This window comes from Nocardia vinacea (assembly GCF_035920345.1).
In the GTDB taxonomy this organism is placed as follows: Bacteria; Actinomycetota; Actinomycetes; order Mycobacteriales; family Mycobacteriaceae; genus Nocardia; species Nocardia vinacea_A.
Genome location: NZ_CP109149.1, coordinates 8745232 through 8770599, shown reverse-complemented (window position 1 = coordinate 8770599; position 25368 = coordinate 8745232). Strand labels below are relative to the sequence as shown.

General features: G+C 63.3%; 31 protein-coding genes. 19 read left to right on the top strand and 12 right to left on the bottom strand.

Annotated features, from left to right (window positions below; translation table 11 throughout):
• Positions 1-217 precede the first annotated feature (217 nt).
• From OIE68_RS39685 to OIE68_RS47285, 4 genes are all read left to right on the top strand, one after another.
• Positions 218-574 carry a hypothetical protein gene (locus OIE68_RS39685; RefSeq protein ID WP_327096031.1) on the top strand — a complete coding sequence of 119 codons (357 nt, stop codon included), beginning with the start codon at positions 218-220 and terminating at the stop codon, positions 572-574.
• Positions 513-818, top strand: coding sequence for a hypothetical protein (locus OIE68_RS39680; RefSeq protein ID WP_327096030.1), 306 nt, complete (start codon positions 513-515; stop codon positions 816-818). The genes OIE68_RS39685 and OIE68_RS39680 overlap by 62 nt, the downstream gene beginning before the upstream one ends.
• Positions 819-915: 97 nt before the next feature.
• Positions 916-1206 carry a hypothetical protein gene (locus OIE68_RS39675; protein WP_327096029.1) on the top strand — a complete coding sequence of 97 codons (291 nt, stop codon included), beginning with the start codon at positions 916-918 and terminating at the stop codon, positions 1204-1206.
• Complete coding sequence (locus tag OIE68_RS47285) at positions 1136-1774, top strand: DUF3558 family protein (RefSeq protein ID WP_419150630.1); 639 nt, start codon at positions 1136-1138, stop codon at positions 1772-1774. Before OIE68_RS39675 ends, OIE68_RS47285 begins: the two co-directional genes overlap by 71 nt.
• 155 nt (positions 1775-1929) lie before the next feature.
• Here OIE68_RS47285 and OIE68_RS47280 read toward each other — a convergent pair whose 3' ends face one another.
• From OIE68_RS47280 to OIE68_RS39665, 3 genes are all read right to left on the bottom strand, one after another.
• Positions 1930-2088 carry a DUF6881 domain-containing protein gene (locus tag OIE68_RS47280; protein ID WP_419150629.1) on the bottom strand — a complete coding sequence of 53 codons (159 nt, stop codon included), beginning with the start codon at positions 2086-2088 and terminating at the stop codon, positions 1930-1932.
• Between the two features lie 394 nt (positions 2089-2482).
• Complete coding sequence (locus tag OIE68_RS39670) at positions 2483-2764, bottom strand: hypothetical protein (RefSeq protein WP_327096028.1); 282 nt, start codon at positions 2762-2764, stop codon at positions 2483-2485.
• Between the two features lie 566 nt (positions 2765-3330).
• Positions 3331-3903 (bottom strand): phage holin family protein, encoded by a 573-nt coding sequence (locus OIE68_RS39665; RefSeq protein WP_327096027.1) that lies wholly within the window; start codon positions 3901-3903, stop codon positions 3331-3333.
• A 25-nt stretch (positions 3904-3928) separates the two neighbouring features.
• Between OIE68_RS39665 and OIE68_RS39660 the strand changes: the two genes are divergently transcribed.
• The 3 genes from OIE68_RS39660 (at position 3929) to OIE68_RS39650 (ending at position 5829) form a co-directional block, all read left to right on the top strand.
• The gene (locus OIE68_RS39660) at positions 3929-4303 is read left to right on the top strand and encodes a hypothetical protein (RefSeq protein WP_327096026.1); all 375 of its coding nucleotides are present in this window, start codon (positions 3929-3931) and stop codon (positions 4301-4303) included.
• A gap of 96 nt (positions 4304-4399) precedes the next feature.
• Positions 4400-4912, top strand: coding sequence for a hypothetical protein (locus tag OIE68_RS39655; RefSeq protein ID WP_327096025.1), 513 nt, complete (start codon positions 4400-4402; stop codon positions 4910-4912).
• A gap of 365 nt (positions 4913-5277) precedes the next feature.
• Entirely contained in the window at positions 5278-5829 is a 552-nt protein-coding gene (locus OIE68_RS39650; protein WP_327096024.1) for a class I SAM-dependent methyltransferase, read from the top strand.
• 4 nt (positions 5830-5833) lie between these two features.
• Here OIE68_RS39650 and OIE68_RS39645 read toward each other — a convergent pair whose 3' ends face one another.
• The gene (locus OIE68_RS39645) at positions 5834-6883 is read right to left on the bottom strand and encodes a hypothetical protein (protein ID WP_327096023.1); all 1050 of its coding nucleotides are present in this window, start codon (positions 6881-6883) and stop codon (positions 5834-5836) included.
• A gap of 45 nt (positions 6884-6928) precedes the next feature.
• Positions 6929-7318 (bottom strand): hypothetical protein, encoded by a 390-nt coding sequence (locus tag OIE68_RS39640; RefSeq protein ID WP_327096022.1) that lies wholly within the window; start codon positions 7316-7318, stop codon positions 6929-6931.
• Between the two features lie 335 nt (positions 7319-7653).
• Here OIE68_RS39640 and OIE68_RS39635 point away from each other — a divergent pair, with 335 nt between their 5' ends.
• From OIE68_RS39635 to OIE68_RS39620, 4 genes are all read left to right on the top strand, one after another.
• On the top strand, positions 7654-7965 hold the full coding sequence (locus OIE68_RS39635; RefSeq protein ID WP_327096021.1) for a hypothetical protein: 312 nt from the start codon (positions 7654-7656) through the stop codon (positions 7963-7965).
• Positions 7962-8618, top strand: a complete 657-nt coding sequence (locus tag OIE68_RS39630; RefSeq protein WP_327096020.1) for a hypothetical protein — start codon at positions 7962-7964, stop codon at positions 8616-8618. The genes OIE68_RS39635 and OIE68_RS39630 overlap by 4 nt, the downstream gene beginning before the upstream one ends.
• Positions 8618-9001 (top strand): hypothetical protein, encoded by a 384-nt coding sequence (locus tag OIE68_RS39625; RefSeq protein WP_327096019.1) that lies wholly within the window; start codon positions 8618-8620, stop codon positions 8999-9001. The genes OIE68_RS39630 and OIE68_RS39625 overlap by 1 nt, the downstream gene beginning before the upstream one ends.
• Before the next feature lie 524 nt (positions 9002-9525).
• Complete coding sequence (locus OIE68_RS39620; protein ID WP_327096018.1) at positions 9526-9792, top strand: hypothetical protein; 267 nt, start codon at positions 9526-9528, stop codon at positions 9790-9792.
• A 310-nt stretch (positions 9793-10102) separates the two neighbouring features.
• On the opposite strand, the gene OIE68_RS39615 is transcribed toward OIE68_RS39620, so the two are convergent.
• From OIE68_RS39615 to OIE68_RS39595, 5 genes are all read right to left on the bottom strand, one after another.
• On the bottom strand, positions 10103-11761 hold the full coding sequence (locus OIE68_RS39615) for an enoyl-CoA hydratase-related protein (protein WP_327096017.1): 1659 nt from the start codon (positions 11759-11761) through the stop codon (positions 10103-10105).
• A gap of 636 nt (positions 11762-12397) precedes the next feature.
• Complete coding sequence (locus OIE68_RS39610; protein ID WP_327096016.1) at positions 12398-12805, bottom strand: hypothetical protein; 408 nt, start codon at positions 12803-12805, stop codon at positions 12398-12400.
• A 303-nt stretch (positions 12806-13108) separates the two neighbouring features.
• Positions 13109-13459 carry a DUF3703 domain-containing protein gene (locus tag OIE68_RS39605; protein ID WP_327096015.1) on the bottom strand — a complete coding sequence of 117 codons (351 nt, stop codon included), beginning with the start codon at positions 13457-13459 and terminating at the stop codon, positions 13109-13111.
• A gap of 34 nt (positions 13460-13493) precedes the next feature.
• On the bottom strand, positions 13494-14189 hold the full coding sequence (locus OIE68_RS39600) for a cation transporter (RefSeq protein WP_327096014.1): 696 nt from the start codon (positions 14187-14189) through the stop codon (positions 13494-13496).
• Positions 14189-14518 carry an ArsR/SmtB family transcription factor gene (locus tag OIE68_RS39595; RefSeq protein ID WP_040701203.1) on the bottom strand — a complete coding sequence of 110 codons (330 nt, stop codon included), beginning with the start codon at positions 14516-14518 and terminating at the stop codon, positions 14189-14191. Before OIE68_RS39595 ends, OIE68_RS39600 begins: the two co-directional genes overlap by 1 nt.
• A gap of 417 nt (positions 14519-14935) precedes the next feature.
• On the opposite strand from OIE68_RS39595, the gene OIE68_RS39590 reads away from it, so the two are divergent.
• Together OIE68_RS39590 and OIE68_RS39585 are read left to right on the top strand one after the other, a co-directional pair.
• Complete coding sequence (locus OIE68_RS39590) at positions 14936-15286, top strand: hypothetical protein (RefSeq protein ID WP_327096013.1); 351 nt, start codon at positions 14936-14938, stop codon at positions 15284-15286.
• 106 nt (positions 15287-15392) lie between these two features.
• Positions 15393-16649 carry an FAD-dependent monooxygenase gene (locus OIE68_RS39585; protein ID WP_327096012.1) on the top strand — a complete coding sequence of 419 codons (1257 nt, stop codon included), beginning with the start codon at positions 15393-15395 and terminating at the stop codon, positions 16647-16649.
• Between the two features lie 127 nt (positions 16650-16776).
• Here the strand turns inward: OIE68_RS39585 and OIE68_RS39580 are convergent, their stop codons facing one another.
• The gene (locus OIE68_RS39580) at positions 16777-17058 is read right to left on the bottom strand and encodes a hypothetical protein (RefSeq protein ID WP_327096011.1); all 282 of its coding nucleotides are present in this window, start codon (positions 17056-17058) and stop codon (positions 16777-16779) included.
• Between the two features lie 578 nt (positions 17059-17636).
• Entirely contained in the window at positions 17637-17948 is a 312-nt protein-coding gene (locus tag OIE68_RS39575; protein ID WP_327096010.1) for a hypothetical protein, read from the bottom strand.
• Between the two features lie 314 nt (positions 17949-18262).
• Between OIE68_RS39575 and OIE68_RS39570 the strand changes: the two genes are divergently transcribed.
• The 6 genes from OIE68_RS39570 to OIE68_RS39545 all read left to right on the top strand — a co-directional run bounded on the left by OIE68_RS39570 (position 18263) and on the right by OIE68_RS39545 (position 25330).
• Positions 18263-18535: a hypothetical protein gene (locus OIE68_RS39570; RefSeq protein ID WP_327096009.1), complete on the top strand. Its 273-nt coding sequence runs from the start codon at positions 18263-18265 to the stop codon at positions 18533-18535.
• 163 nt (positions 18536-18698) lie between these two features.
• On the top strand, positions 18699-20927 hold the full coding sequence (locus OIE68_RS39565) for a serine/threonine-protein kinase (RefSeq protein ID WP_327096008.1): 2229 nt from the start codon (positions 18699-18701) through the stop codon (positions 20925-20927).
• Between the two features lie 299 nt (positions 20928-21226).
• Positions 21227-21601 carry a hydrogenase maturation nickel metallochaperone HypA gene (locus tag OIE68_RS39560; RefSeq protein ID WP_327096007.1) on the top strand — a complete coding sequence of 125 codons (375 nt, stop codon included), beginning with the start codon at positions 21227-21229 and terminating at the stop codon, positions 21599-21601.
• Positions 21559-22359: a hydrogenase nickel incorporation protein HypB gene (gene hypB, locus OIE68_RS39555; RefSeq protein WP_327096006.1), complete on the top strand. Its 801-nt coding sequence runs from the start codon at positions 21559-21561 to the stop codon at positions 22357-22359. The genes OIE68_RS39560 and hypB overlap by 43 nt, the downstream gene beginning before the upstream one ends.
• Positions 22360-22465: 106 nt before the next feature.
• Positions 22466-23521: a hydrogenase expression protein HypE gene (locus OIE68_RS39550; RefSeq protein ID WP_327096005.1), complete on the top strand. Its 1056-nt coding sequence runs from the start codon at positions 22466-22468 to the stop codon at positions 23519-23521.
• Between the two features lie 12 nt (positions 23522-23533).
• Entirely contained in the window at positions 23534-25330 is a 1797-nt protein-coding gene (locus tag OIE68_RS39545) for a nickel-dependent hydrogenase large subunit (protein WP_327096004.1), read from the top strand.
• Positions 25331-25368 lie beyond the last annotated feature (38 nt).

The following is a 25368-nucleotide window of genomic DNA, read 5'->3' as shown; positions in this document are numbered from 1 at the left end:
ATGCCTGGCTGAACTGCTGCGGTGGAGGCTAGTGGCGCGGAGAAGTATTAGCGCGGGAGGGCATCACGAACTTGGAGCATTCGGGAGAAAAGCGCACAGTCACGATACGCGGCTACCGGCTTTAGACCGTGTCTCATGTGGCTGATTTCGCAAGTTTCTTGTAACAGATCAGCGCTGAGGCTCGGGTGAGGGCTGGGACTTCGCGGCCAGTAGGGCGTTGCCGCGTGAGACGACGCAGACGGTGATCACCTCCCAGCTTCGGGACGCCATCGTCCGGCTCAACCCTGACGTCATCGACGGGTTCGACGTGGACGCCATGGTCGAGGAGATCGTCGCCACGGTCAACACTGTCGAAGGCGGGCTGGTGCGGGTCAACGAGCAGGTGCTCCATATCCTGCGCGGGACCGCTGGCGTGGTCGTGGACTACATCGGACTGGCAGAAGAGGTCCAGCGGGCCGTCGCCGTCCCTACCGCGGCGGAGTCCGACCAGGGCGGCGGGGTTCGTTACCGACGTGTCCGAGCTGGTCGCCGAGTTCCGCACCACCTTTGCCTGCATCGAAGACCTGCTCGCTGACGCGGACGGCCTAGACCTCACGGTCCACGGATACGAGTCCGTGCGAGCTACCAACAGCTTCCTGGACGCCAATCCTGGTGCGGCCGAGGTGTTGACGAAGAACTACCAGCTCCTAGCCCGCCTGTACCCGTTCATCAACACCGACAAGCGGATTGCCAAGTATCAGGACGGCTTCGAGCTGTTCGGGTCTGCATACACGACCCTCCTCAAGAAGCCCTCGATGAGGAACGCAAGGAACGGCTGAGAACGTCTCAGTAGCGAGTACATGCAGAGTCTGCACTGCGCCCATCAACTATGTAGATCCGGTTCCCCGTGAGCCCATGAAGCCCTATCGAGTACCGATGTCACGCAGCGTCAGGATCTCCTACGACATCATCACATTGCCCACTCCAGTCGGGGCAACCACCACCGGCTTGTTGGCGCAGGCCACCACGACCAGCAACACCTTGCCACCGACGACCGTATTCGGGATCGGCGACGACGCGATCACCTGGCTCGAGCAGCCCAAGGCGAGCCCGGTGCGGATCGGCCTTCGATTCAGAATCGGAAACCTGACAGTCGATGTTGAGACATCCGGCCAGGACTGGCCCGGAGTCCCTTCCCGTTGGCGACTCACCGGAACTCCGCAATGATCTGCAGGCCGGTGCCGAATCGATCGCCAAAGCTGTTGCTCAGCACGCCAAATCGGTGCTGCCCACAACAATACTCACCTGGCCCTCGTCCTCCAGCACGTCCAACACGGCAGCGCCAACGACTACCGCTGCCCAGATTCCCCTATGGGATCCATGCGGAATCCCCGATACCGACATCGCCACTGCCGGTCTCGAACCGCGTTCGAAGCGCTCTGGAGGAAGCTCGACAGGCAATTATGCGTCGTGCACATGGCACGGCACCTGGTACGAGGTCCTCGTCATATCCACCAGTACCTCGTTTGCGACCGAGACATACGACCGCGATAAATATGCGCGGCCAACACCATTGACAATCGGCGGCCGCCCCGCGGTCATGCTGTACTGGGCGCAGTCGGACTACTTCTGCGACATAGCATCCGACGTGGCACGGGATCCAAAGTCCGGCGTCGCACCGAGAACGATCATATTCGAAGCTGCGGTGAACGAGCATGGTAGACGGCCCGAACTGTGCACCGAGCTGACACGAGTAGCGAACACCGTAGTAGCAGTTCTCCCGGCCGGCACGTGAAACTACTCGGCGAGCACCGTGTACGCGAGGTCTTGGCTGCGGGGGTGCTCAGGCAACCCTCGTACGGTGAGCGCGCTGCACAACTTCGAGCTGGTATACGCATACTCGCCTGCCTCGAGGGACTCGCTGTCAAGCGTTTCACGTTCCTTAATGCGCTACACCACGCCGCGGGCCTTCGACCACTCACTTTCGAACCGATCTCTACAGATCTCTTCGGCGTCGAACTCGAGCCGGCTGGCGATTTCCGCGACCGGCGCAATAGGTATTTCGGCGAGTCCTGCCGTGTCCGTCTCGTTGTTCCCGTCGGCCCACATGGAAGTAGAGGACAGGCTCGTCACACGCGTGGTGCCACGTTACTTTCACGTACCTCATCCACAGCTCCCGGCAGTGCAATACCGTCGCACATTCATGCCGGATTGCACACTAGAACGCGCACCAGGCTTGACATCCTGAAGTGAACTTATCATTACTGCTGCTCGCGATGGTATGGCAGCTTGATGCCCGCCTCGTCCATCATGGACTCGTAGAGTTGAACCCATTCGGCCAATGTTTCATGGGCGAACGACCCCGGACAATCCTCCTGAACGATCTCCATCAAAGATTTCAGGGTGTCCCCTTGCACCAACAGACCCGGAAATTTGCGCGTCGAATCACAAACCGGATGTTTCGACGGTTCGCGACCTCTTGCAGCTCTACATCCATATATGCCTACCTCGGATTGAAGGTTATGTACGGTCTGCTCGTGTCTATCGGTCCCCTGAGGATGTCGAATCTGCGTCCATATCCCAACTCGGCCGGTCCGATCGGTAGGGAGTTATAGATTTTCTTTCTGATCTGGTTGTTGAAGCCGTCGACGATGTAGTCCCAGTCGGAAAACGCGTGCGCGGTACCTTCCGCTCTACTGCCAACGAGTGTGATCGGGTGCCCGATCTTGTCTGCGACAGCAGAGCTTGTTGCCAGCAAGGAGTTGTTGCCGACGGTGATGGTCACTCGTTTCGCTTACCACCGACAGTCGGTGCTGCTGATGCAGTTCGACTACATGCAGCAAATCGATTCGGACGAGTGGAAGTCCGTCCAGGGGCAGACGCTTCAGACGTTGATGAAGTTGCGGGCGGCATTTCGCGCTGACATACAGCGAACCCTGAATACCGAGACTGCGCGGATTTCCATGGTGAGGTCCGTGGGACGTCGAGGCAACGCGTTGCTGCAACGACTGCGGCGCAACGTTTCGCGTGTCCGAGGTGGCGAATTGGAGTCGAGCCGCCGGGGATAAGACGAGCATGCACCAACGAGTCGGGGTGACAGGATTTGAACCTGCGACCTCTCCGTCCCGAACACTGTTCCGGGGTGCCTGGGCTCGGCGAACAGTATCGTTGAGCTGCGTGTTTACGCCTTTGCGTGCCATCCAGTTGGTGGCCGTATCAAGACTGTCGCTGCCTTCCTGCTGCCTGGGGCATCCCGCCGCGGATAAGGTCTATCCGCCCTGGCGGCATCGCACGACGGTCGGTGCCATGCGGGCATGCCGCTACGACGACCGCGCACCACGCGCTGGCCGTTTACACGTCGAAACTGCGGTCGAGGTACACATTCGAACGACCAGGCCGGTTGGCCTCGTGCGCGTCGCGTTGGGCTTCGCGGACGTCGGCCAACTGAACGTGCGGCGCGACGGCGTGGATGTATCGGAACAGCTCCTGCCACGGCTGGTCGAACCATGTTTCGTACCGGTATGTCGTCGTGACGCCGCCCGCGGTCCGTTTGACGATCAGGATGGGCCAGTAGGACCGTCGGCTCTCCTGCTTGGTGACGCTATCCACCCCGACCGAGGCCAGGGTGCCGATCGATACGGACGTGATGTGCTGCCAGGGCTCCCGGAGAACGTTCTTGTCGAATTCCAGGCCCTCAAGAGTGGCCCGGATCATCGTCTGCCGGAAGACCTGCTTCCTGAACCCCCAGAAGAAGAACAGTAGTCCAACGACCACAGCGGCGATTTCGTTCGAGAGGACGTCCTGGGGCACCCACAGCGGCGATACCATCCAGGCAGCAATGACCACGGCGAGCACAATGAGCCCGATCGCATACCCTTTCGTCACATGGCCGCACACGCGGAACTCGTTCTGCGACTGATTCATTCCCCATCCCTTCAGAACCCCGCAAGTGACGATCGAGACCCTACCGCACGCCGGCAGGACATCTGATACGCGCCGATACCCGGAGGCGACCGAATCTCACATGGACAACCTCACAACGATCGTGAAAGACGAACTCCGCGAGTACATCTCGCGCCGGCCGCAGCCCAACGGCGATGGACCAGTTCATCCGCAGCATGATCCCGTCGCCACTGGAAAGGCATCGATGGCTGCCAAGAACAGATCGTGGCGCCGCACCGGGTCGTCAGTGACGCTGGTGCGGACCTCGTCCTCCGGTCGCTCGACACGCCAGCCGACATCGTCGATCACCTCGGAGGGCGGTTGTGCGCGCGACGCGCCGGAAGATTCTGCGCGAACTGAGGATTGCTGGCCCGATGGCTAGCAGCTAGCCGTTGTCGAGCTGGTCGCCGTGCTGCCGTGTCTGTACCACCATCATCATGCGGTAGCTCGTTGTCGGGGACGAATGGAGGGCGTCAGAATGGAGCCGAAGATCGAGTCCATGGAGTTTCGCCCAGATCTCAAGCCTGAACACTTGGAAGTCTTCCTGGACCGGATTCGGCCGGGTATGCCCTCTGCTCTGTGGGACGTGATCGCGCCGTACACGCTCATCCCGTGCACCTGGGATTCCCAGAGCTACGGTCTAGCCGAACCCATGGACTCGACGACAGGGCCATGGCTCTGCCAGGTCAATGCTCCTATTGCTTGGCACGAGCTACTGCACGCCCTGCCGGTGGAGCTGATCAACACCCGGCCTACCGTGGCTGAGCTGCGCCGGGCGTGGTTGATGCTGAAAGAGCACTCGCTTCGGCCCTCAATCACGGTGAACCTCGGCGCCACAGACTCTGGACAGTGGCTGATGGAGGTGATTGCGGTTGTGGCAAGCGGGCGAATCGAACGAACCACAGCGCTGGCAATCGCCGACATTCTCGGCGGGGAGCTGGTCGGCATCCTTGAGCTACCCGAAGCCGTGCTGTGGCGGACCAGCATGTGAGCTGGCACTAGTTCGCGGCCACCCCAGGGACGCAAACCGTCCGGTTTCTGGCATGTTGCTAGCCAAGTGGTTCCTGCGTTCCTGTGGGCCGTGTCGGGTTGTTATGATTCATTGCCCTGGCCGGCGAGTTTTCCCGAGTCCCGGCAGTAGATGCCTTTGATTCGAGGCTGCCTCCGGGTGCCTCGTGTTCACGATTTGGAGTCCGCTGCATGAATGGACCGCAGGTTAGCCGCACCGAGCTCGACGGTGCCGCCCCGTATTCGCCGAAACTTCTCCGGGTCTACGACCGATGTGTTCTAGGGTTCAACAACAGTCGCGTATGGCGTTGCGATACTTCGTATTTACTCGCACAATACGATCGCTCGGTGTCGGGCAACCACCTGGATATCGGCCCCGGAACCGGATGGCTCCTCGCGCACGCACGCTTCGATGTCGCGACTCCGGACGTGGAACTGCTCGACCTGAACCCGCCCCCGCTGGCGGTGACTTCGAAGCGGCTGCGCGAGCGGGGGATCATCGCCCGGACTCATCACGGTTCGGTGCTGAGCCCGTTGCCTGTCGGCCGCCAATTCACCTCGATTGCGGCGAGTTTGCTAATGCATTGTGTTCCGGGCGGCTGGGACATCAAGGGGGTAGCTTTCGAGCACATCGCCGCGTGCACGACCGATGACGGGGTGTTCTTCGGCTCCACTGTGCTTGCAGAGCCAGCGACACTGTTGAGCCGCGCGGTCGGCGCGTTCTTTCGCCGCCAGGGAGCGTTCCACAACGCGGGCGACGACGAATCGGGGCTGCGGCGGGCGCTCGAGGCGTCATGGGGTGTCGTGCAGCTGCATCGGATAGGGCAGATAGCGTTGTGGACAGCGCGTGAACCGCGCCGGAGCCAAACACCCCGCCCGCGGCCTGGTCGTTCCGTGTGACCAGTCAGGCCACCACAATGTCGTCGTCGTGGTGGGCCTGGATCACGATCGCGGCGGGCCGTACGGGTTTCTGCTGGACACTGGGCAGCGGCCATGCGGTGGCGTCGTACTCCCGGCCGGCGATCGAAACCTTCCCCTCGAACCACGTGGTGTAGGTCGCGGCGCCAGATGAGCCGTCGAGCCACTGGGCGAGGTGGGTCTGTTCAATCAGCTCGCCGACACGCTGGGCGTCGAGCTGATCGCGCAGCACCCCCGAGGCGTGCAGAACGACTTGGCGTTCGGCGTCGATGAGTATCAGGGATGTCCCGCTGAAGCGCGTTATCTGCCGCAGCGTGAGGTCGAGCCCATCGGGGCGCGCGGGGAGCTGCGCGGTGATGCCGTAGACAGTGGTGTCGGTGGGGCCGATGCCCGAGTGCGCGCTCGACAAGAAGTGCACCCAGTTCGCTGCACTGGGTGTCTTGATCGACCACATCGCCTCGGCGAGTGTGCCTTTCGGTGCGGTGCTGGCGTCCCAGTAGAGGGCGAGGAAGTTCGGTACGTCGGCTGCGTTGGCATAGGCCAGCAAATCGCGGATGGGGCGCGGCTCGCCGACCTTGCGGTCAGTGCCGATGATCGCCAGATCATCACCGGCGCTCCTAGTTGTCATGGCTTCGAGATCGAGAATCCAGGAGTTGTAGATCGGGCGGGCGGGGACGGGGCCGGGAGCCAGCCACACAATCAGGCCGACCGGGTAGCCGTCCGGTGCGGTGATCCAATGGGCACGCCAGTGCAGATCACCGACCGCGTCGACGCGGTCGACGAGTTCGAGGTCTCCGGGGCTGGCGCCGTTGTCCAAGTGGGCGAAGGCGGGCGCGAGCTGGTCGACGATCAAGCCTGTCAGAAGGTTTCGGCCTTCGTCATCGACTACTACGTTGCCAGTGGCGCGCTTCTGCTCCTCGTTGAGTCGGTGGGTCCAGCGGCGCACAAGGCGGTTTTGCCTTCGGCCCATCGCAGAGTGGACGACAATCTTGCCGCTCGTGATGTCCCCCCGTACCCGGGTGGCGGTCACGTCCACCCCGATCCATGTCCTTGCCAAGCGCATGTCGCAAGCGTAGTCAGATCAGCCAGAGCGGTCGTGCACCACGGCCGAGTTGAATACACGCCGGCCCAAAGGATTCCGTGCCGTGATTGCCGACGACGAGAAGAATGTCGATCCAGTTCCGGCCACAGTGACGATCGTGGCCTCGGGCGGTGGCATACGTGCCAGGCGGATGGTGGCGGTGGCGGCGAGTTCGCGGTGTGCGCCTGCCTCGTCGGAGCGTGCCAACCGCATCATGGTCCATCCATGCCTCGGCGAAATCTGATCGGCCACCGCGCACACGTGCACCGGCGCCGATCCGGTCCAGGAGTGCGACGACTTCGGCGATTGTGCGTGGCCGTTCGCGCGCCAAGCGCTCGCGGCGTTGCGCCACGCCGACCCGTGCGCCGGAGTGTCCTCATCGGCGGCCACCAGCCGGGCGGGTAGCCGGCACCGGCGTCTCGGACGCCGACGCCATGATGATCATCGCCCGGCATGGCCAACGCGGAGACGGAGCTGTCTCGACATCGGCACAGGCAACGAATCGAGGACCCGCCGAACCGACGGGATTTGTTGAATATGCGGTCGGTTTACGGAGTGAACAGATGTCCGCATCCATGCCTCAACGCTGCTGGCCAACGTGAGGCCAATCCTCGGCGGTGACCATGACGACCGCGACTGAAAGGCCGCGCCTCGAGCTACCGCTCCTACGAGTCGATAGCGTCCCAGGGCCGACGACGCCTGCTGCTCACATCGCGGAATCCACGATGGATAATTTCGGACGCCTCGCTGATCGCTCATCGCTCCGGCATCTCGAGTGGCATTCCGGGCAACGTGTTGGTTTCACGATCGTCAACGCCGTCGTCGTCGTTTTCGATAATGCGAATGGGCCCGACGTGATCAGCGACCGCGGCTATCTACGCCTTCCCGCCCAGGTTCGGCACTGCGCCCGGATCGAACACAGCGACCGGCTACTCCTTGCCGCGATACCGGAATTCGGCGGGCTCGCGATATTCCCTCCTGCTGCAGCGAGCGCTGCGCTGTGGGCGTTCGACCCGACCGTGTGGACGCAGCCATGACCGCTGGCGAGATCGAAGCGGCTCGGCTGCTGCTCTCCCGGCTTGGACTGCGCCCGCAGGACCTGCTCCTCGGCTCTACCGAAGAGCACCGGAGGGTACCGACCTTTGCGGAATACATCGACCGGCTTCAAAATGCTGTTCCCCCAGGCACTTCACGCACCTACGGCCCATACTGGAAGCGCATCGCGGCCGCTTGGGGTCCACGTCCGATCACCGAGCCGTCGCCGCTGGAAATCAGGGAGCTGATCGAGCAAGCCAAGCAGCCGGCCGTCGTGCGCCGCAACACATGTGGGGGACGTTCGGCCGCCGAGCATATGGTCGGGGCACTCCGAGCCTTGTACCGGCAAGCGCACGCCGACGGCCACATCACTACCGCAGCCAACCCCGCCGATCACATCATCAAACCCCGGCGCCTGCCGAACAACCGCCGGGCGCTGCCGGATCATCTGCTCGCCGAGATAAACCGGGTCGCCGCCACCACCGGCAACGACCCCGACCTCGACACCCTGATCCTGCGACTGCACATCGAAACCGCCTGCCGCCGCGGCGGCGCCCTCGCGCTACGCCCATGCGACCTCGCCCCGGAGCAATGCCTCGTCCAGCTCCGGGAGAAGGGCGGCGTGGTCCGCTGGCAACAGTCTCCCCCACCCTGATGCGCGCCCTGCAGGCACATCGCCAGCGTGGCGCCCACAAGGACGAACAGCTGCTCCGGTACCGCAACGAACAACCCATCACCGGCCGCGGCTACCACTACCTCTGGAAACGGATCGGCAAGCACCTGCCGTGGGTCGCAACCCAACAGGTCACCGCACACTGGCTGCGCTACACCACCCTCACCTGGGTCGAACGCCACCGCGGCTACGCAGTGGCCTGCGCCTTCGCAGGACACACTGACACCGCCGGAAACATCGGCGCCACTTTCACCTACGTGAGGGCGTCGCTTCACGAAGTCGCCGAAGCACTTTCAGCCATGACCGGCGAAACACACCCGCTGGCAACCGGATTCGAGGAGCATCCGCAACAGCGTGCCGCCTGATCACCGCCGCCCCGAGCGGGCGACGCCCACAGCACGGTCCATCTGTAGGACGTGGCCACGCACCAAGAACCCGGCCCTCCGATGATCAAAGTTCGCAAACAAATACTCGTGGTTGATATCAGCCACGACTGATAAACCAGATTTTATATGGCTGATTTTACCGACCTATTCGACTGGGCCGAATCTCGCAATATCAGACAAACTCGAAAGAGCCTCTCTGACAGTCGGTTAGAGCGAACCAAAACTCCACCGACCCGCTTGATCAAAACACGAGGGTTACCTAATATTTGATGTTATCGAACACACGAAAACAGCAAATTTGCCTGATTAATGTGTGAGAGTCCCCTCTCGCCACAGATTCACGTCATACGTGACAGAAATTCGTGCTCTGTGTGCGAGTGCCCTCGCACACTCGGGAGCCGACCAGTGGAAACACTTTCTGACCTGCAATGATTCGTGGCACATCTGCCAGATTGCGTCATTTCTACCCCCTCGGAGAGGTTTGCTGGCGAGGGTGGTCCCCGATGATCTCGCCTGTCACCCCTCCCCAGTCCCCGCTGCAGGAGCTCATCCACGGTCCCCTTCCGACAGCCCGGACGGTGCGCCCTGCCAACGGTGATGTCGTCTACGGGATCTGCTCCCTCGGCGACGGCGGCCGCGTCCTCGACAAGTTCGGCTTCGCCACCCTCGACTGTCGACCAGGCACCCGCCCGGGGCTGACCCGCCTCCCCCCTGGAGTGCTGGCACGACCGGCTCAGGACGGACACACCGCCGTCGCTGCGGGTGGGTAATTCCGCATCCCGTATCGGTTGCGGCGGTAGGTGAGCTTGCTCGTCGGGCGACCGCACCCTGTTGATCGGACACCGCACCCACAACCAGCTATTGATTCACCCACCCGTATCGCCGTCATCGGCAACAAGATCTGCGACGCCGATGACCTGGCCTTCCTCCGCGATCACTTCGGCGAGAACCTGCTGTGTTGGATAGGCAATTGGATGGCGGGGCTGCGGCGTCCGATGAGGATGACGTCGCGCCAGTGGCAGTGGTGGCGGCTGGTAAGCGGATTCCCTACTGGCTGCGGTGGACCCGAACCGGGGCGGGTTACAGGATTTTGCGGAGGAAGGCATGCCGTCGTGCGGCGAATCCGTGGCGGTCGCCGAAAAGATCAGCCGACATCTGCGCCAGTTCCTCGGTCAGGATCGCGTCGATACGGCCGGGAGGCAGGTCGACATTGAGCCGGGCACACTTGACCCGCATGGCGGCAGCCCGCACGGTCGGGCGGCAGTACTCCCGGGCGAGGTCGTCGAGCCAGCAATCGAATTCGCTGTCAGGACCGACACAATCGATGAGATTCGCACGGTGAGCCTCGACGGTATCGAGGCTCGGACAATCGGTGAGCAGCTTACGGGCACGATCAGACCCCACCCGATGGGGCAGGGTATAGGTATGTAGCTCGGAACCGGTGAGCCCGAGGGTCGCATAGTGCGGATTCAGCAAGACGCGCCGCCGGGCCACGACGACATCTGCGGCCAGGGCGAGCATCGCCCCACCGGCACCTGCCGAGCCGGTGAGAGCGGCAACGGTGACCTGCGAGGTGCACTCCAGCAACACGCGGCACACGGCATTGATTGCGGTGATATTCGCCCAGCCTTCGCGGGCCGGATCGACCGCATGTTCGATGGCTCCGAGGTGGATCCCGTTGCACCAGTGCGGGTTGCTTTTGGTTCCGCGCACGACGAGCACGTCGGTGCCCTGCCGTCCCGCGAAACGGATCGCCTCGGCGAGACGCAGGCAGAAACTGGTGTCGAATGCGCCGTTGTAGGCGTCGATGGTGATGGTCGCAATCGGGCTGCTACCTTCGCGGCGGTAGTGGATGTCGCGGTACGTGGCCGCGGTGTTTTGCGGAACAGTCAGGATCGGGTAGCCGATCCGGCGCAGCACATTGGTCGCGGGGCCTTTGCAGCCGTCCGACGCGGCTTTCGCGCGGAGGTGGCCGATCCAGAGTGTGTCTGTGCCGCAAGCTATTTCGATGCGGTGGTGAGCACGACTGACGATAGTTCCAGGCTCGCCGATTCGGCCGATGCGCATCCCGGGATGGGCGTCGTGCACGTAAACGGGATGACTGTGCAGCGTAGTGAGAACGCCCGGAGAGCCGTCCGCGGCGTTGATCCGGCGCGCGATCGTATGGGCGTCACCGGCCCAGTCGATGGCCCGGTCGGATTGCCGCATCGCCGACCTAGGGCGCGCGCCGTGAATTTCTCGCGGCGCGTCCGTTTGATCAACCGGCACGTATCGAGGATCGGATGCCTTATCGGAGGCTTCGAGAATGCATTCCACAGCAGCATCGGCGACGACGGTGTTGTATATGGCGCTCTTGGTACAACCGCGGGGCAGCGGGAAAGTACGAAATGCCCAGACCGGGCCCGCGTCCATCTCGAAAACTGCGGTAAGTGCCGTGACACCCCACCTCGGTTCGGCATTCGTTATCGCCCAATCCAGCGAGTGCGGACCACGGTCGCCGACCGGACCGGGATGGATGGTCAGAGTTGTCCAGCGGCTGGTGATGTGCTCGGGGACGGCGGATTTCAGATACGGGCAGATGATGAGATCGAAATCCGCAGGAGCGACCGCGGCATCCATCTCACCGGAACCGGTGACAACTTCGGTTCGAACCACCCGTCCCGCCCTGCGCAGCGCGGCGGCCGCGCGTCGGGTAAGACCGTTCTCAGCGCTGCAGAGCAGCAAAACATGCTGCGACATTGCGTGAGCCCTCCTGCACAGCCTCTGGTACAGGTCGATCCATGGTGGCGGCGAGACAACTTCATCGCTTGCGGATAGAGACCGTACTCGCTGTCGATCCATCCCCCGCACCGACACGCACATCATGCCTAGAAGCTGCCTCATTCGGACTGCCGCGGAAGTCGGCGGCGGGACAGCCCATCCGCGCAGCACTACGTGAAACCGATGATTCTGAGGTGTTCGTCAGGCATCATGGTCGGCTGTAAACAGACATACGTCTAAGTGGCAAGATGCATCGAGGGCATAGGCCGTTCCCATACGTCCTACGCACTTGGCCGCTGGCTCGGGACTGCCCCGCCCACTACTCACCAACCGACCCAACCGCGCACCCTCCCCCGCACACCAGTGAACACGGTGGCGGTCGCCACCTTGCAGCGACCGGCACCACCACACACCGCACTCGACAGACGATTCCGCGGACGCCGCAACACCTTTGACGCAGAGAACAGACCCGCAACCAACCGAACCGAAGCCCACAACGACCGCCAAGTATGGAGACAGATCGCACCCGTCAGACGCCCGACACCGAGCACAACACGCACACCGAGAGGTTGAGCCCTTCACAGCAACCGACGGGAGTCACCGAAAATCGTTCGCCTACAGCTCATCCACGGCCCATAGACCGCGACTCACGCGGTACGCACCGCCGATGTCGTTTACGGCACGTGCACCGTCAGCGAGGCGGGCCACATCCTCGACAAGGTCAGCTTCGCCGTACTGGGCTGGCCACCGGGGACACGCCTCGAGCTCACACTTGTCGACGCCGGAGTGCTGCTGGCACAACCAGATCACGACGGCCAGGTGCTCGGCCCGGACAAGCTGCTCGTGGTGGGGCTTTCCGTGGTGGCCGACGACGAACCCGACCGGGCCCGCGACACCGCGCGGCAGGTGGTATCCGCATGGTCCCAGCGCCCCTCCTTCCGGGCAGTCCTGGCTGAACTCGGCTACTCGGCCGAGGAGATCGCTGAGCCGAACAATCGCGTGGTGGATGCGCTCGTCGCACACGGCGTTCGTGCCGGACGAGAATCACGTCACCGAGCAAGGCCGTCAACAGCAAAGACGAGGACTGGGAGTCCTGACGGCGCCCAGGTCCGCGGGGGAACCTCGGACTCGGGCGCGCGTTTGCCTGCGTTTGTCACGGGCGGATCTGCCGGTACGGCAGATCCGGGACCTGCTGGTGCCATTCCATCTCGTTCAGAGCACGACCCGCTCGCTCGCATGCCAATTCGCGGGCGTGCGCTCGAGCGTCGAGGATTCCAGCGAGGTCCGACAGGTGCACAAGATTGTCGAGTCCGCCTGGATCAGCGGTTATGCCGCTCGAGGATGCAGCAGCGCGGCGAGGTCGGGTGGGGTGGGCATGGACTGGAGGAGTCCGACCTGGGCGCGGCCGGTGTTGCCTTCGGGGTAGCGGCCGGTCAGTGAGCCGGGGGCGGCCAGGATGATCCGGATGATCTGGCCGAGTGCTTCGCGTCGGTCGCGTTGGCCGACCGCGAGGGCGAACATGGCGAAGTGGTTGCGGGTGTGCAGCCAGGGGTCGGGTTGGGACAGGATATGTGCTCGTTCGAGGTGAGCCCACCGTTGTGCAGGGTCGAGCACGGTTTTCGCGGCCTGCATTTCCTCGTGATAGCGGGCGCGTGCAGCAGTCGAGATGCGTGGCACTGCAGGTCCTTTCGGATCGGATGGAGTCGGGTGGTCAGTCACAGCAGTCGCAGTCGTGGCCGACTGTGTCGGTGTTGGTGGGTGTGGGGCAACAGGTGTCCCCGCGCCAGGCGTTGACGCCTTCCCTGACTGCGATGGCGGCGATGACCAGTGCCGCGATCGGGTCGGCCCATGACCATCCGAAGGTGCTGTTGAGCAGCAAACCGACCAGCAGCACCGCCGAGAGATAAGTGCAGAGCAGGGTCTGTTTGGAATCGGCGACCGCCGAGGCGGAACCGAGTTCACGTCCGGCTCGCCGCTGCGCCCATGACAGCACGGGCATGACCACCAGACTGGCTGCGGCCAAACCGATCCCGATCGCCGAGTGCTCGGCCTCGCCGACGCCGAGCAGGCCGCGGACCGAGTCGACGCTGACATAGAGCGCGATCGCGAAGAACGAGAACGCGATGGCGCGCAGTGCGATCCTCTCCCGCGCGGCGGGGTCACGTCCGGCGAACTGCCAGGCGACCGCCGCCGCCGAGGACACCTCGATCACCGAATCCAGCCCGAACCCGATCAACGCGGTCGAGGACACCCGCGACCCTTCGGTGAGAGCGATGATCGCCTCGATCACGTTGTAGGAGATCGTCATCGCGACGAACCACCGGATCCGCCGCGCCAGCAACCTCCGCCGCTGCGGCGACGGCCCCCGGACCGTAACCGCCGACGGCAAACCCAAGGGCACCGACATCAGCAACACCCCTCGGTGTCGGAGACCGGACAGCAGGCCGGATCGACGGCCAGCACCAACCCGAGCAGATCCTCGAGCGCGGCGGCGATGCGCGGATCGGCCAGCTCGTAGCGGCTGCGTCGTCCTTCGGGGACCGCGACGACCAGACCGCACCCACGAAGACAGGCCAGGTGATTGGACAAGATCTGCCGTGACACCCCGATCCGGTCGGCCAGTTCCGATGGATATCCCGGCCCGGCCCGCAGGCTCAGCAGGATCTGGGTGCGGGTCGGGTCGGACAGCGCGTGCCCGAAACGGGCCAGCGCGTCGAATTGCAGCGCGGTTTCCACCGCTCCGATGATACATATTTTTCTGTATTCATCTAGATCTGAACTATTGGGTGTCGAGGTAATCGGTTGGCGCGCGAGGGCCCGGCCGGTTGAAGGATCGGACGACGCTCCCGCTCACATCGGTGCCCCGTTCGCGCAAGCCCCTGCGACTGTTGCTATGGCGGGTGGTGCGCTTTCGGCCAGCACGATGGGGTGAGTCCAGTTGGTCATGACCTTGGGTCCGCACCGTCAACACTCGTTCGCCCTTTGCGACCTTCGCCACCGGCTCCCTCCGCCATGGAGTACGCGAGCAGCCTCGGATTGGGCAGCGGTGTGGAATGTGGCGGAAGATTATAGATGGGTTAACGCAGCGACTTCTAGAGTTCGGCGAAACCGCGTAGAATTCGAGCAGGTCGGGACAGCATCTGGAGCCCTATCATGACCGAAAGAAAGAATTCACACACGAAGTTCGCCCGGTTGGCGGCCGCCGCCGGTATAGCCGCAGTTGCTGCGATTCCGGTTGTCACAGCCGCGGCGCAAGCGCCTTTCGCGCGCGCAACGACGCCCGAGTCTGCAACCCAACTCGTCGACAGCCCCGGTTGGGGTCACGGCGGCGGTTGGGGCGGCGGCGGTTGGGGCGGCGGGGGTTGGGGTCACGGCGGTTGGGGCGGCGGCGGTTGGGGTCACGGCGGCGGTTGGGGTCACGGCGGCGGTTGGGGATGGAATCCCGGCTGGGGGAATTGGTGGAACCCACCCGGCTGGGGCTGGGGTGGCTGGGGCAGCTTCTAGCGCCGGTGACTGAGCCCGGACACGCACAGCGTGCCGGGCTCGGTTGCATCGAAGTACCGATCATGTGACGCCAGGTTCGACCAACCGGGCTGGAGCTGGTGACGAGATGAAGATTGTGTGTGTCGGTGGCGGGCCGGCCGGGCTGTACTTTGCTATTTCGATGAAGCGGCGCGACCCGGCCCATGACATCACGGTGATCGACCGCAATCCCCCCGGGTCCACCTATGGCTGGGGCGTCGTGTACTGGGACGACCTGCTCGACATTCTGTATCGAAATGACCCCGACAGCGCCCAGGCGGTGCGTGCCGGGTCGGTCCTATGGCGTGAACAGGCAATCCATGTGCGAGACGACCAGACCGCACATTTCGGAGGCTACGGGTTCAGCATGGGGCGCGCGGCATTGCTCGACGCACTTTCCCGACGGGCGAGCGACCTGGGCGTCGATGTCCAGCACGGGCGAGAGGTCCACGATCTGTCCGGCTTCGACGACACCGATCTCATCGTCGCCTCCGACGGCGCGAACAGCCGGGTACGGCAGCTGGGTAATCATCGTTTCGGCACGTCCGTCACACTCGGCGAGAATCGATATATCTGGCTCGGTACGGACAAGGTCTTCACCCGATTTACCTTCGCCTTCGAACACACCCCGGCCGGTTGGATCTGGTTCCACGCCTACCCATCGGTTGCCGAGAAAATCAGCACCTGCATCGTTGAGTGCCAACCGCAGACTTGGCATGGACTTGGATTCGACTCCCTGGACAACCTGGAGAACTTGCGTGTTCTGGAGAGCATATTCACGCGCCTGCTCGACGGTCACTCGTTGATGAGCAAGACACGAGGCGAGTTCGCAAGGTGGAGCCGCTTTCCTGAGGTAACCAACAAGACCTGGTATCACGACAACGTGGTGCTGCTCGGCGATGCTGCGCACACAACGCACTTCACCATCGGGTCGGGCACCCGGTTGGCAATCGTCGACGCCGTCGTGCTCGCACAGAACCTGTACGAGCATGCCGAGGTCGCCGACGCGCTGGAGAACTACGATGCACAGCGGCGCGCTGCGCTGCGCCCGATACAGGCCGCCGCCCGTACCAGCATGATCTGGTTCGAACACGCCGACCGGTATCTCGACCGCAGCGCCGTGCAGTTCGCCTATGCGATGGCGGCTCGGCACGGGCTACAAATGCCGTGGCGATATCAGCTACACCTGCTCACACAGGTACCCACTGTGCGCAAGATCCGGCGTGCCATCGACTCCGGACAGCGGTGGCGGCGGGCTGCCCGACGGGGGGAACTCGCGATGGCACTGCCCTCGCCACGACGACGCCCACCCGAACCGATCCCGACCGATCAGTCGATGTTCTGATCCCCGCACAAGCCGGGCACCGACACCCGCCGGCCACGCCTTTGACCGTGATCACCGCTACACCGCCGAGTGCCAGCGCGAGGCCGGCGACAGCGATGACGAGTGGGTGCGGCGATGGTGGTCTGCGTCAGACCGATTCGACGATCGCTGACTTCACCACCGCGCGGTCCACCAACTGCCTGACACGTCTGCCCTGATCCGCTGCCACTACGGTCTTGGCTCCGGAAAACACGGGCTCGGAGAACATCGTCACCCGCAGCCCCTTCTCGACGTGCAACACCAGATCATCTTTGCCCGGCGGCGCGGGGATGCGATCATACCGGCCGTCTTGGATATCCCGGTACATCAAGAAAGCGTAAGCGGCGCCGCCATCAACGAACAGCTGCGCCCGCGGGTTCGTCTCCGACATCTGGAAGATGCACTGCTGGCTTGCAAAACTAGTCATCGCGTCCTCCTAGCTCCGGAATTTCTGTCTATGGTCAGCCCTACCGTGAGACCGCGAGAGTCCACCGGATAGTTTGCCCTGTTCACGGCCCGTGCGGACGCGAATCACCCGTTCCAGCTCCGGCCCCGCCGACTTCCCCAGCCGCCGAGTTCACCCGCTTGTCGGAGGTCAGAACCTTGCAAGGATGGATATGACCGGACGAAGCCGCGCGCATAGCACCGTGGCGTCGGAGTTCGCGCCGTGCAGGCGAAACGCCGCGCTCGGTCCATCTTCAGACCTCGGCAGACGGCTGGATGTTGGGACTGTCAGATGAACTATCTGACAGTCCCCTGATTTGTGGGCCGGCCAAGTCGGCAACGGCCGTGCTCTGTTGGCCGAGGACGGGACCCCGTCGCGATGAGCTGCCGGGCACTCGGTTTCTCCGATTGCAGTGTTCCCGTTGTCGGTCCGCTACTTCCCGGGCTGGCGGCTCGACGAGGTCGACGAGTTGCCCGCTGCGATCCAGAACCAATGGCGAGCCAGGTAGCACGCCGACCTCATTGTCAGCGCGCTCCGCACGTCCCCGTTGGGGTGTACTGGCAGGGATTCTCGGTGCGGCCCCGGTACTGATCGTGGCCGTCGCTGTTGGAGCGCGCTCCGTAGCCGTAACCGCTGTTGCGCTGACTGTGGTCATTGCTGTTTGGGCGCGTTCCCGATCCGTAGCCGTGACCACCCCCGGGACTGTGCGAATCCCGCGGCCCGGCCGAGGCCGCGAAGAGGTGCGGCGAGGCGATCGTCAGTAGCACCAGCATGATGCTGAACAGCGTCGCGACCACCATACGACGCACCGTCCAGAACTTCGTCGCGATCTCCATGAGCTATCTTCCCCTCAATTAACGTACCGCTATACAACGACACATTAATCGATGGTACGTCGCAGGGGAAGGCACTTTCCTGGATTCGTGCACACGAAATCACGCGCCAACGCCTCCGAACAGGGCCCGACCTGCGGACAGCCCAGGCTCCCGCGGCCGAGGATGCGGTCCTCGATCACCGCAGGCCGACGGCTACTGGCATCCGCTGGTACCGATCTGCCGCCCGCACTGCGCGCCAACGGACATCGCCGTCAACGATGACCTGCTGTGGCGGCGGTTCACCGGTCCACGTGTTCGAGCCTGGTGGCCCACGCGTGTTCAACGGCATCCTGCAGCGCCTCGCCCTTCGCGAAGCCGTGCACCGCGAACTGCCGCATGACATCTCGCCCTTGGTGATGTCTCCGGAATGCAGCGCCGAGCTCACATGGGTGCGCAACGGCGGCGCCGAGTCGCCGAGCGCCCACGCTGGCGACGGTGATGATGCGGCGCTCGCGGCGGGTCAGGCCCGGTCGTTCCACATCCCCTCCCGAGTGGCCCGTCGAAATAGCAGGATTCTCATTTTCGGTATTGTAATTCTCTATTTGTGAGAACAAACAATCGGAGGTCGCGACCCACAGGCCCCATCTGGTGAGGGCGATACCCTTGGGCAGGGAGGTTCGACGGAAAGGAAATAATGTGGGGCAACTACGACATGGGCCGCATCGCGCGTAGCCGCCGGCTGAGCGGCTGGCGCTGATCTCCGAGCGACCGATGTACGAGCCGACCGATCTGGTCGATCCAGCTGAGCGAACCCGCACAGCGCTTGCCGCCGTGGTGGCACGGTTTTCCAAGGCTTGGGCGTCCGGTTCCCCACCAGACCTGTCGGAGTACCTGCCTCGTGAACCGGCTGAGCGGCATACGATACTGATCGAACTGATCAAGATCGATCTCGAATACCGCTGGCTTCGTTATCACTTTCCCAAACGACTGATCGAATACCGTGCGGAATTTGCGGAGCTGCAAGATGGTCCGCTTCCGGCCGAGCTGGTCTACGAGGAGTTCCACGCACTGCGCCGCGGTTCGCCCGCAGCCGATGAGGCTACCCTCGCCGAGGCCGCCACGGCGGCCGGTCCTGAGCTCGCACAGCTCACGAGCGACTACCGCAGCACGATGATTGCTCGTCCAAGTGCCCAAATGGTTCTCGACGCCATCGATGTCGGCCACCATATCGACGATTTCGATCTCCTGATGAGGATCGGCGCCGGCGCCTTCGCCCAGGTGTATCTCGCTCGACAACAATCAATGCAGCGACTGGTCGCGGTCAAGATTTCCCATAACCACGGCAACGAGCCGCAGACCCTCGCGCAACTGGACCACGAATACATCGTGCGCATCTTCGACCAGCGACTCATCGCCGACGGCGAGCTGAAGCTGCTGTACATGCAGTACCTACCCGGGGGAACACTGCTCGACGTGCTGCGCCTACAGCGCTCGACGCCTCCGGAATACCGCAGCGGGCAACTGCTGCTCGATGCCATCGACAAGGTACTTGCCGATAAGGGCGAGGTTCGGCCCACGGAATCAGCTGTTCGGACCCGGACCGCCGCACTGACGTGGCCGGAGACCGTCGCCTGGCTGGGCCGCCGACTCGCGGACGCACTGCAGCACGCGTCCGACCGAGGAGTATTGCATCGAGACATCAAACCCGCGAACGTGCTGCTGAGCGCCGAGGGAATCCCGAAGCTGGCCGACTTCAATGTCAGCTCCAGCAAACACCTCAAGGGCACAAGTCCCCTGGCGTACTTCGGCGGATCACTGGCGTACATGTCGCCCGAACAGCTCGAAGCCTGCCATCCGGACCTCCCGGTGACCGCCGCCGACCTCGATACTCGAAGCGACATCTACGCGCTGGCTGTCATGCTGTGGGAGTTGCTCACGGGACATCGACCATTCGCGGACGAAACCTCCGCAGGCGAGTCGGAGACATCGCTGGCCCGCATGCTCGAACTGCGGCGCAACCCTGTCGAGTCGACGTTCCTATCGGAGCTTCCGCCGGATTGCCCCGCGGCGTTGCGCCGAGTGCTGCTGAAGTGTCTGTCGCCCGACCGCGAAGACCGCTACTCCTGCGGTTCGGAATTGGCCCAGCAGTTCGACTTGTGCCTCGAGAAACTGGCCCGCGACCTTGTTTATCCGCCGCCGAACAGTTGGCGGGCCCGACTTTCGCGCTGGCCCACCCCCATCCTGTGGCTATCTTCGCTGGTCGGCGTCACCTTGGCTACGGTCTACATGGCTGTGCACGTCCAGGAACTGATCAGAGAGCAGCTCTCCGATGCCACCAACTCGCAGCTGGACAAGGGTGTCATCGTTTTCATCCTCTGCGCCTCGCCGCCTGCCATTTTCATCTACGCATACATGTCGCGTGATTTGCTCGCGGTTCCTCGCGGCTTGCGCGCCGGCAGACGCTACGACGAGGCAGTGCTCGCGCGGGTGCGGTCGCGCACACTGTTTTGGGGCGACCTGTGCGCGATGAACACGCTGCTGTTCGCGGTTTGCGCAACCGTGACGGGGGTGATGTTGCTTCGCTGGTTCACCGACCTACCGGCGCGGCTGATAGTCCATGCCGCGGCAACCGTTCTGGTGGCGGGCACCATCTCCGTTGCCTATACATTCTTCCTTTCCACCTTCTACGTCGTCCGCTGCGTCTATCCCATCTACCTGCGCCACGGCCCCGCATCGGTGCACGACGCCGCCTATCTGCGTGCGCTGCGTCGCAGACTCACGGCCTATCTTGCGGTGACGGCGTCGGTGCCGCTGGTCGGGGTGCTGGCCGGCTTCACCGCCCTCGAACCCGAGGAGCTTCCGCTTGTGCGCGACTCGGTTCTGGGGTTGTGCGCGGCCTCCGGGCTCGCGTTCGTCGCCGCTTATTGGTTGTTCCGCAAGCTGGATGCAGACCTGCGCGCCCTCGAGCGGGTGGTCTCGCAAAAGCCTGATTCTCACTGACGAGAAGCCGGGACAGCACGTCGTCACTGCCACGCGCGCAGCAGATCTTCGGGTCCCCATCGGCAGATCCAGAAAATCCTTGCGGCTCATACACCTCGTCGATCACGACAATGCTCGCGGCGTCATCCGGCAAGGCGATAGCCGAGGTCCGCAACGCCTGGTTCATCCGGCAAAATGGCAGCGCCGAGTTGGAGGAACAAGGCGAGCCAGTAGCAACGGCCCGGCGGCAGATTATTGCCGAGGCGAGGTCCCCCGCGGCGTAGGATTCATCCCAGGGCTTGTCGAAAGGCGAGGTCGGGATGCATGAAATGGCTATAACCCAGTACCTTGTCGACGCCGTCTGCGAGCATGCGCAAGGGCGCGTGGTGCACGACGTGACGGTCGAGGTAGGTGCGCTGTGCGCTGTGGTGCCCGAGTCCATGCAGTTCTGTTTCGAGCTTGCCACCGAGGGAACACTCGCCGAGGAAGCACGGCTGAACCTGCGCATTGTCGAGGGGACAGCGCGTTGCCGGAACTGCGGGGCGGAATTCCTTCTGCCCGACCTCATCGTGCTGTGCAGTTGCGGCAGCGCCGATGTCGAGATCACTGCGGGGCGGGAACTTCGAATCGTATCGATGGAGGTGAGTGAGCAATGTGCGCAACCTGCGGATGCGAGGGCGACGGGGTCGCTGTGATCACCGTCGGACACCAAGACCGCGATCACCCGCACGATCATGGCCACCATGAGCATGGTCCCGGGCATGAACACGAGCACTCCCACGAACACGCTCTGACCACGCTGACCCTCGAACAGAAGGTGCTCGCCAAGAACGACGAGCTCGCCGCGGCGAACCGTACGCGATTGCGTGAACGCGGAATCTTGGCGCTGAATATGACCAGTTCGCCCGGCGCGGGGAAAACCACCCTGATCGAGCGGACGATCCGCGAACTCGACTCGGTTCCGGTGGCCGTCATCGAAGGCGATCAGGCCACTGTGCTGGATGCGCAGCGCATCGAAGCAACCGGCTGCAAGGTCGTGCAGGTAAATACCGGCGCGGGCTGCCATCTCGATGCCGACATGATGCGACGCGCTCTCGACGCGCTGGAGCCGGCGCCGGACAGCCTGCTGTTCGTGGAGAATGTGGGCAATCTGGTCTGTCCGGCATTGTTCGATCTCGGCGAGGCGGGCAAGGTCGTGATCGTCTCGGTCACCGAGGGCACCGACAAGCCGTTGAAATACCCGCACATGTTTGCCGCGGCGGAGCTGGTGCTGATCAACAAAACCGATCTGCTGCCCTATGTGGACTTCGACCTGGAGCGATGCGCGGAATACGCGCGGTCGGTGAATCCCGGCGTAACGATCGTTCCGGTATCGGCGACCACCGGCGATGGACTGGCTCACTGGTACGGCTGGCTCAACGCACGGCTAACATCCGGCATACCGAAGCCTTGAAAGCCATTCGCTCTCAGACCTAGACTCATGTGATCAGAGTCACGCGCGGATGCGTTGTTAAAGCTGACCGTATCCGCGTGCCCCCGCTGCGGAAGGTGGCAGTCCGATGCCAACTCAGGAAGCAGTAAAAGCCGAAGAAACCCTGATCCACGTCCTCTGGATCAATGCGGGACTCAGCTGCGACGGCGATTCGGTGGCCCTCACCGCCGCCACCCAGCCGAGCATCGAAGAGATCGCACTCGGATCACTCCCCGGTTTACCGAAGATTGCCGTGCATTGGCCGCTCATCGATTTCGAATGCGGTCCGACCGGTGGCGCGGACGATTTCCTGGAGTGGTTCTTCAAGGGAGATCGGGGCGAACTGGATCCGTTCGTTCTGGTCGTCGAGGGATCGATCCCCAACGAGCAGCTGCACGACGAGGGTTATTGGTGCGGCTTCGGCAACAATCCTGCGACCGGTCAGCCGATGACGACGAGCGAATGGCTCGATCGGCTGGCGCCCAAGGCGACCGCAGTGGTCGCCGTAGGCACCTGCGCGACGTACGGAGGTATCCACGCCATGGCGGGAAATCCGACCGGCGCGATGGGTGTCCCGGACTACCTCGGCTGGGATTGGAAGAGCAAAGCGGGCATTCCGATCGTCTGCGTGCCCGGCTGTCCGATCCAGCCCGACAATCTGTCCGAGACCCTTACATACCTTCTCTATATGGCCACCGGCCAGGCGCCGATGATCCCGCTCGACGATGCGCTGCGCCCGAAGTGGTTGTTCGGCGCCACCGTGCACGAAGGTTGCGACCGAGCGGGCTACTACGAGCAGGGTGATTTCGCCGAAGAGTACGGATCACCGAAATGCATTGTGAAGCTGGGCTGTTGGGGTCCGGTCGTCAAGTGCAATGTGCCCAAGCGCGGCTGGGTCAACGGCGTGGGCGGGTGCCCGAATGTGGGTGGCATCTGCATCGGCTGCACGATGCCGGGATTCCCGGACAAGTTCATGCCGTTCATGGACGAACCGCCGGGCGGCAAGATCTCCTCGACCGCTTCCGGGCTGTACGGGTCGGTGATCCGCAGTCTTCGCCACATCACCGGCCGCACCGTCGACAAGGAACCGCGCTGGCGGCACAAGGGCGGGAAGCTCGAATCCGGCGCGACACGCACCTGGTAGGGAGATATTTCGATGACAGAGATCATTCCCGATCCGTCGCTTCGCAAGATCGAACCCGACGCCCTGGTAGAGATGGCCTGGGACCCGATCACCCGTATCGTCGGCAGTCTGGGCATCTACACCAAGATCGACTTCAAAAGTCGCGAGGTGGTCGAGTGCCACAGCACCTCGTCGATCTTCCGCGGCTATTCGATTTTCATGAAGGGCAAGGACCCGCGCGACGCGCACTTCATTACCAGCCGCATCTGCGGCATCTGTGGTGACAACCACGCGACCTGTTCGTGTTACTGCCAGAACATGGCCTACGGGGTCAAACCACCGCCCATCGCCGAGTGGATCGTCAACCTCGGTGAGGCCGCCGAGTACATGTTCGACCACAATATTTTCCAGGAGAACCTGGTCGGGGTGGACTTCTGCGAGAAGATGGTCGCCGAGACCAACCCGGGCGCGCTCGAACTCGCCGAGCGCACCGAGGCGCCGCACGCCGGTGACCACGGCTATCGCACCGTCGCCGACATCATGCGGGCGCTCAATCCGTTCACCGGCGAGTTCTATCGGGAGGCGCTGCAGGTCAGCCGGTACACACGCGAAATGTTCTCCCTGATGGAGGGCAGGCACGTGCACCCGTCGACGCTGTATCCCGGTGGGGTCGGCACGGTCGCGACGATTCAGCTGATGACCGACTACATGTCGCGGTTGATGCGGTATGTGGAGTTCATGAAGAAGGTCGTGCCGATGCACGACGACCTGTTCGACTTCTTCTACGAGGCGCTGCCGGGCTACGAGCAGGTGGGGCTGCGCCGCACACTGCTCGGCTGCTGGGGATCGTTCCAGGATCCCGCGGTGTGCAACTTCGACTACAAGGATATGGAGCAGTGGGGTCGGCGGATGTTCGTCAACCCCGGCGTCGTCGTGGACGGGAAGCTGATCACCACCTCGCTGGTCGACATCAATCTCGGCCTCCGGATCCTGTTGGGCAGTTCGTATTACGAGGACTGGACCGATCAGGAAATGTTCGTCACGACCGATCCGCTCGGCAATCCGATCGACCGGCGCCATCCGTGGAATCAGCACACCAACCCCAAACCGCATAAGCGCGATCTGGACGACAAGTACAGCTGGGTGATGTCGCCCCGCTGGTTCGACGGCAAGGACCATCTCGCGCTCGACACCGGCGGTGGGCCGCTGGCTCGCCTGTGGGTGACGGCGCTGGCCGGGCTGGTGGACATCGGTTACGTCAAATCCACCGGATCCAGCGTGCAGATCAACCTGCCCAAGACCGCGTTGAAGGGCCCGGTCACCTTGGAATGGAAGATTCCGGCGCACGGCAGCAACACGATCGAACGCAACCGGGCGCGGACCTACTTCCAGGCCTACGCGGCGGCGTGCGCGCTGCATTTCGCCGAGCAGGCGCTCGGGGAGATCCGGGCGGGCAACACCAAGACGTGGGAGCACTTCGAGGTGCCCGACGAGGGCATCGGCTGTGGTTTCACCGAGGCGGTGCGCGGTGTGCTGTCGCACCACATGGTCATCCGGGACGGCAAGATCGCCAACTACCACCCGTATCCGCCGACGCCGTGGAACGCCAGTCCGCGTGACTCCTTCGGTACGCCGGGGCCCTACGAGGACGCGGTACAGGGCCAGCCGATCTTCGAGGAGAACGACCGGGAGCACTTCAAGGGCATCGACATCATGCGCACGGTGCGCAGCTTCGATCCGTGCCTACCCTGCGGGGTGCACATGTATCTGGGCAACGGCGTAACCCTGGACAAGGTGCATTCACCCACGCAGGCGCTCACCGCGGAATGACAGGTCGGGCCGACGACTGGAGGCACAGCGTGGATGAT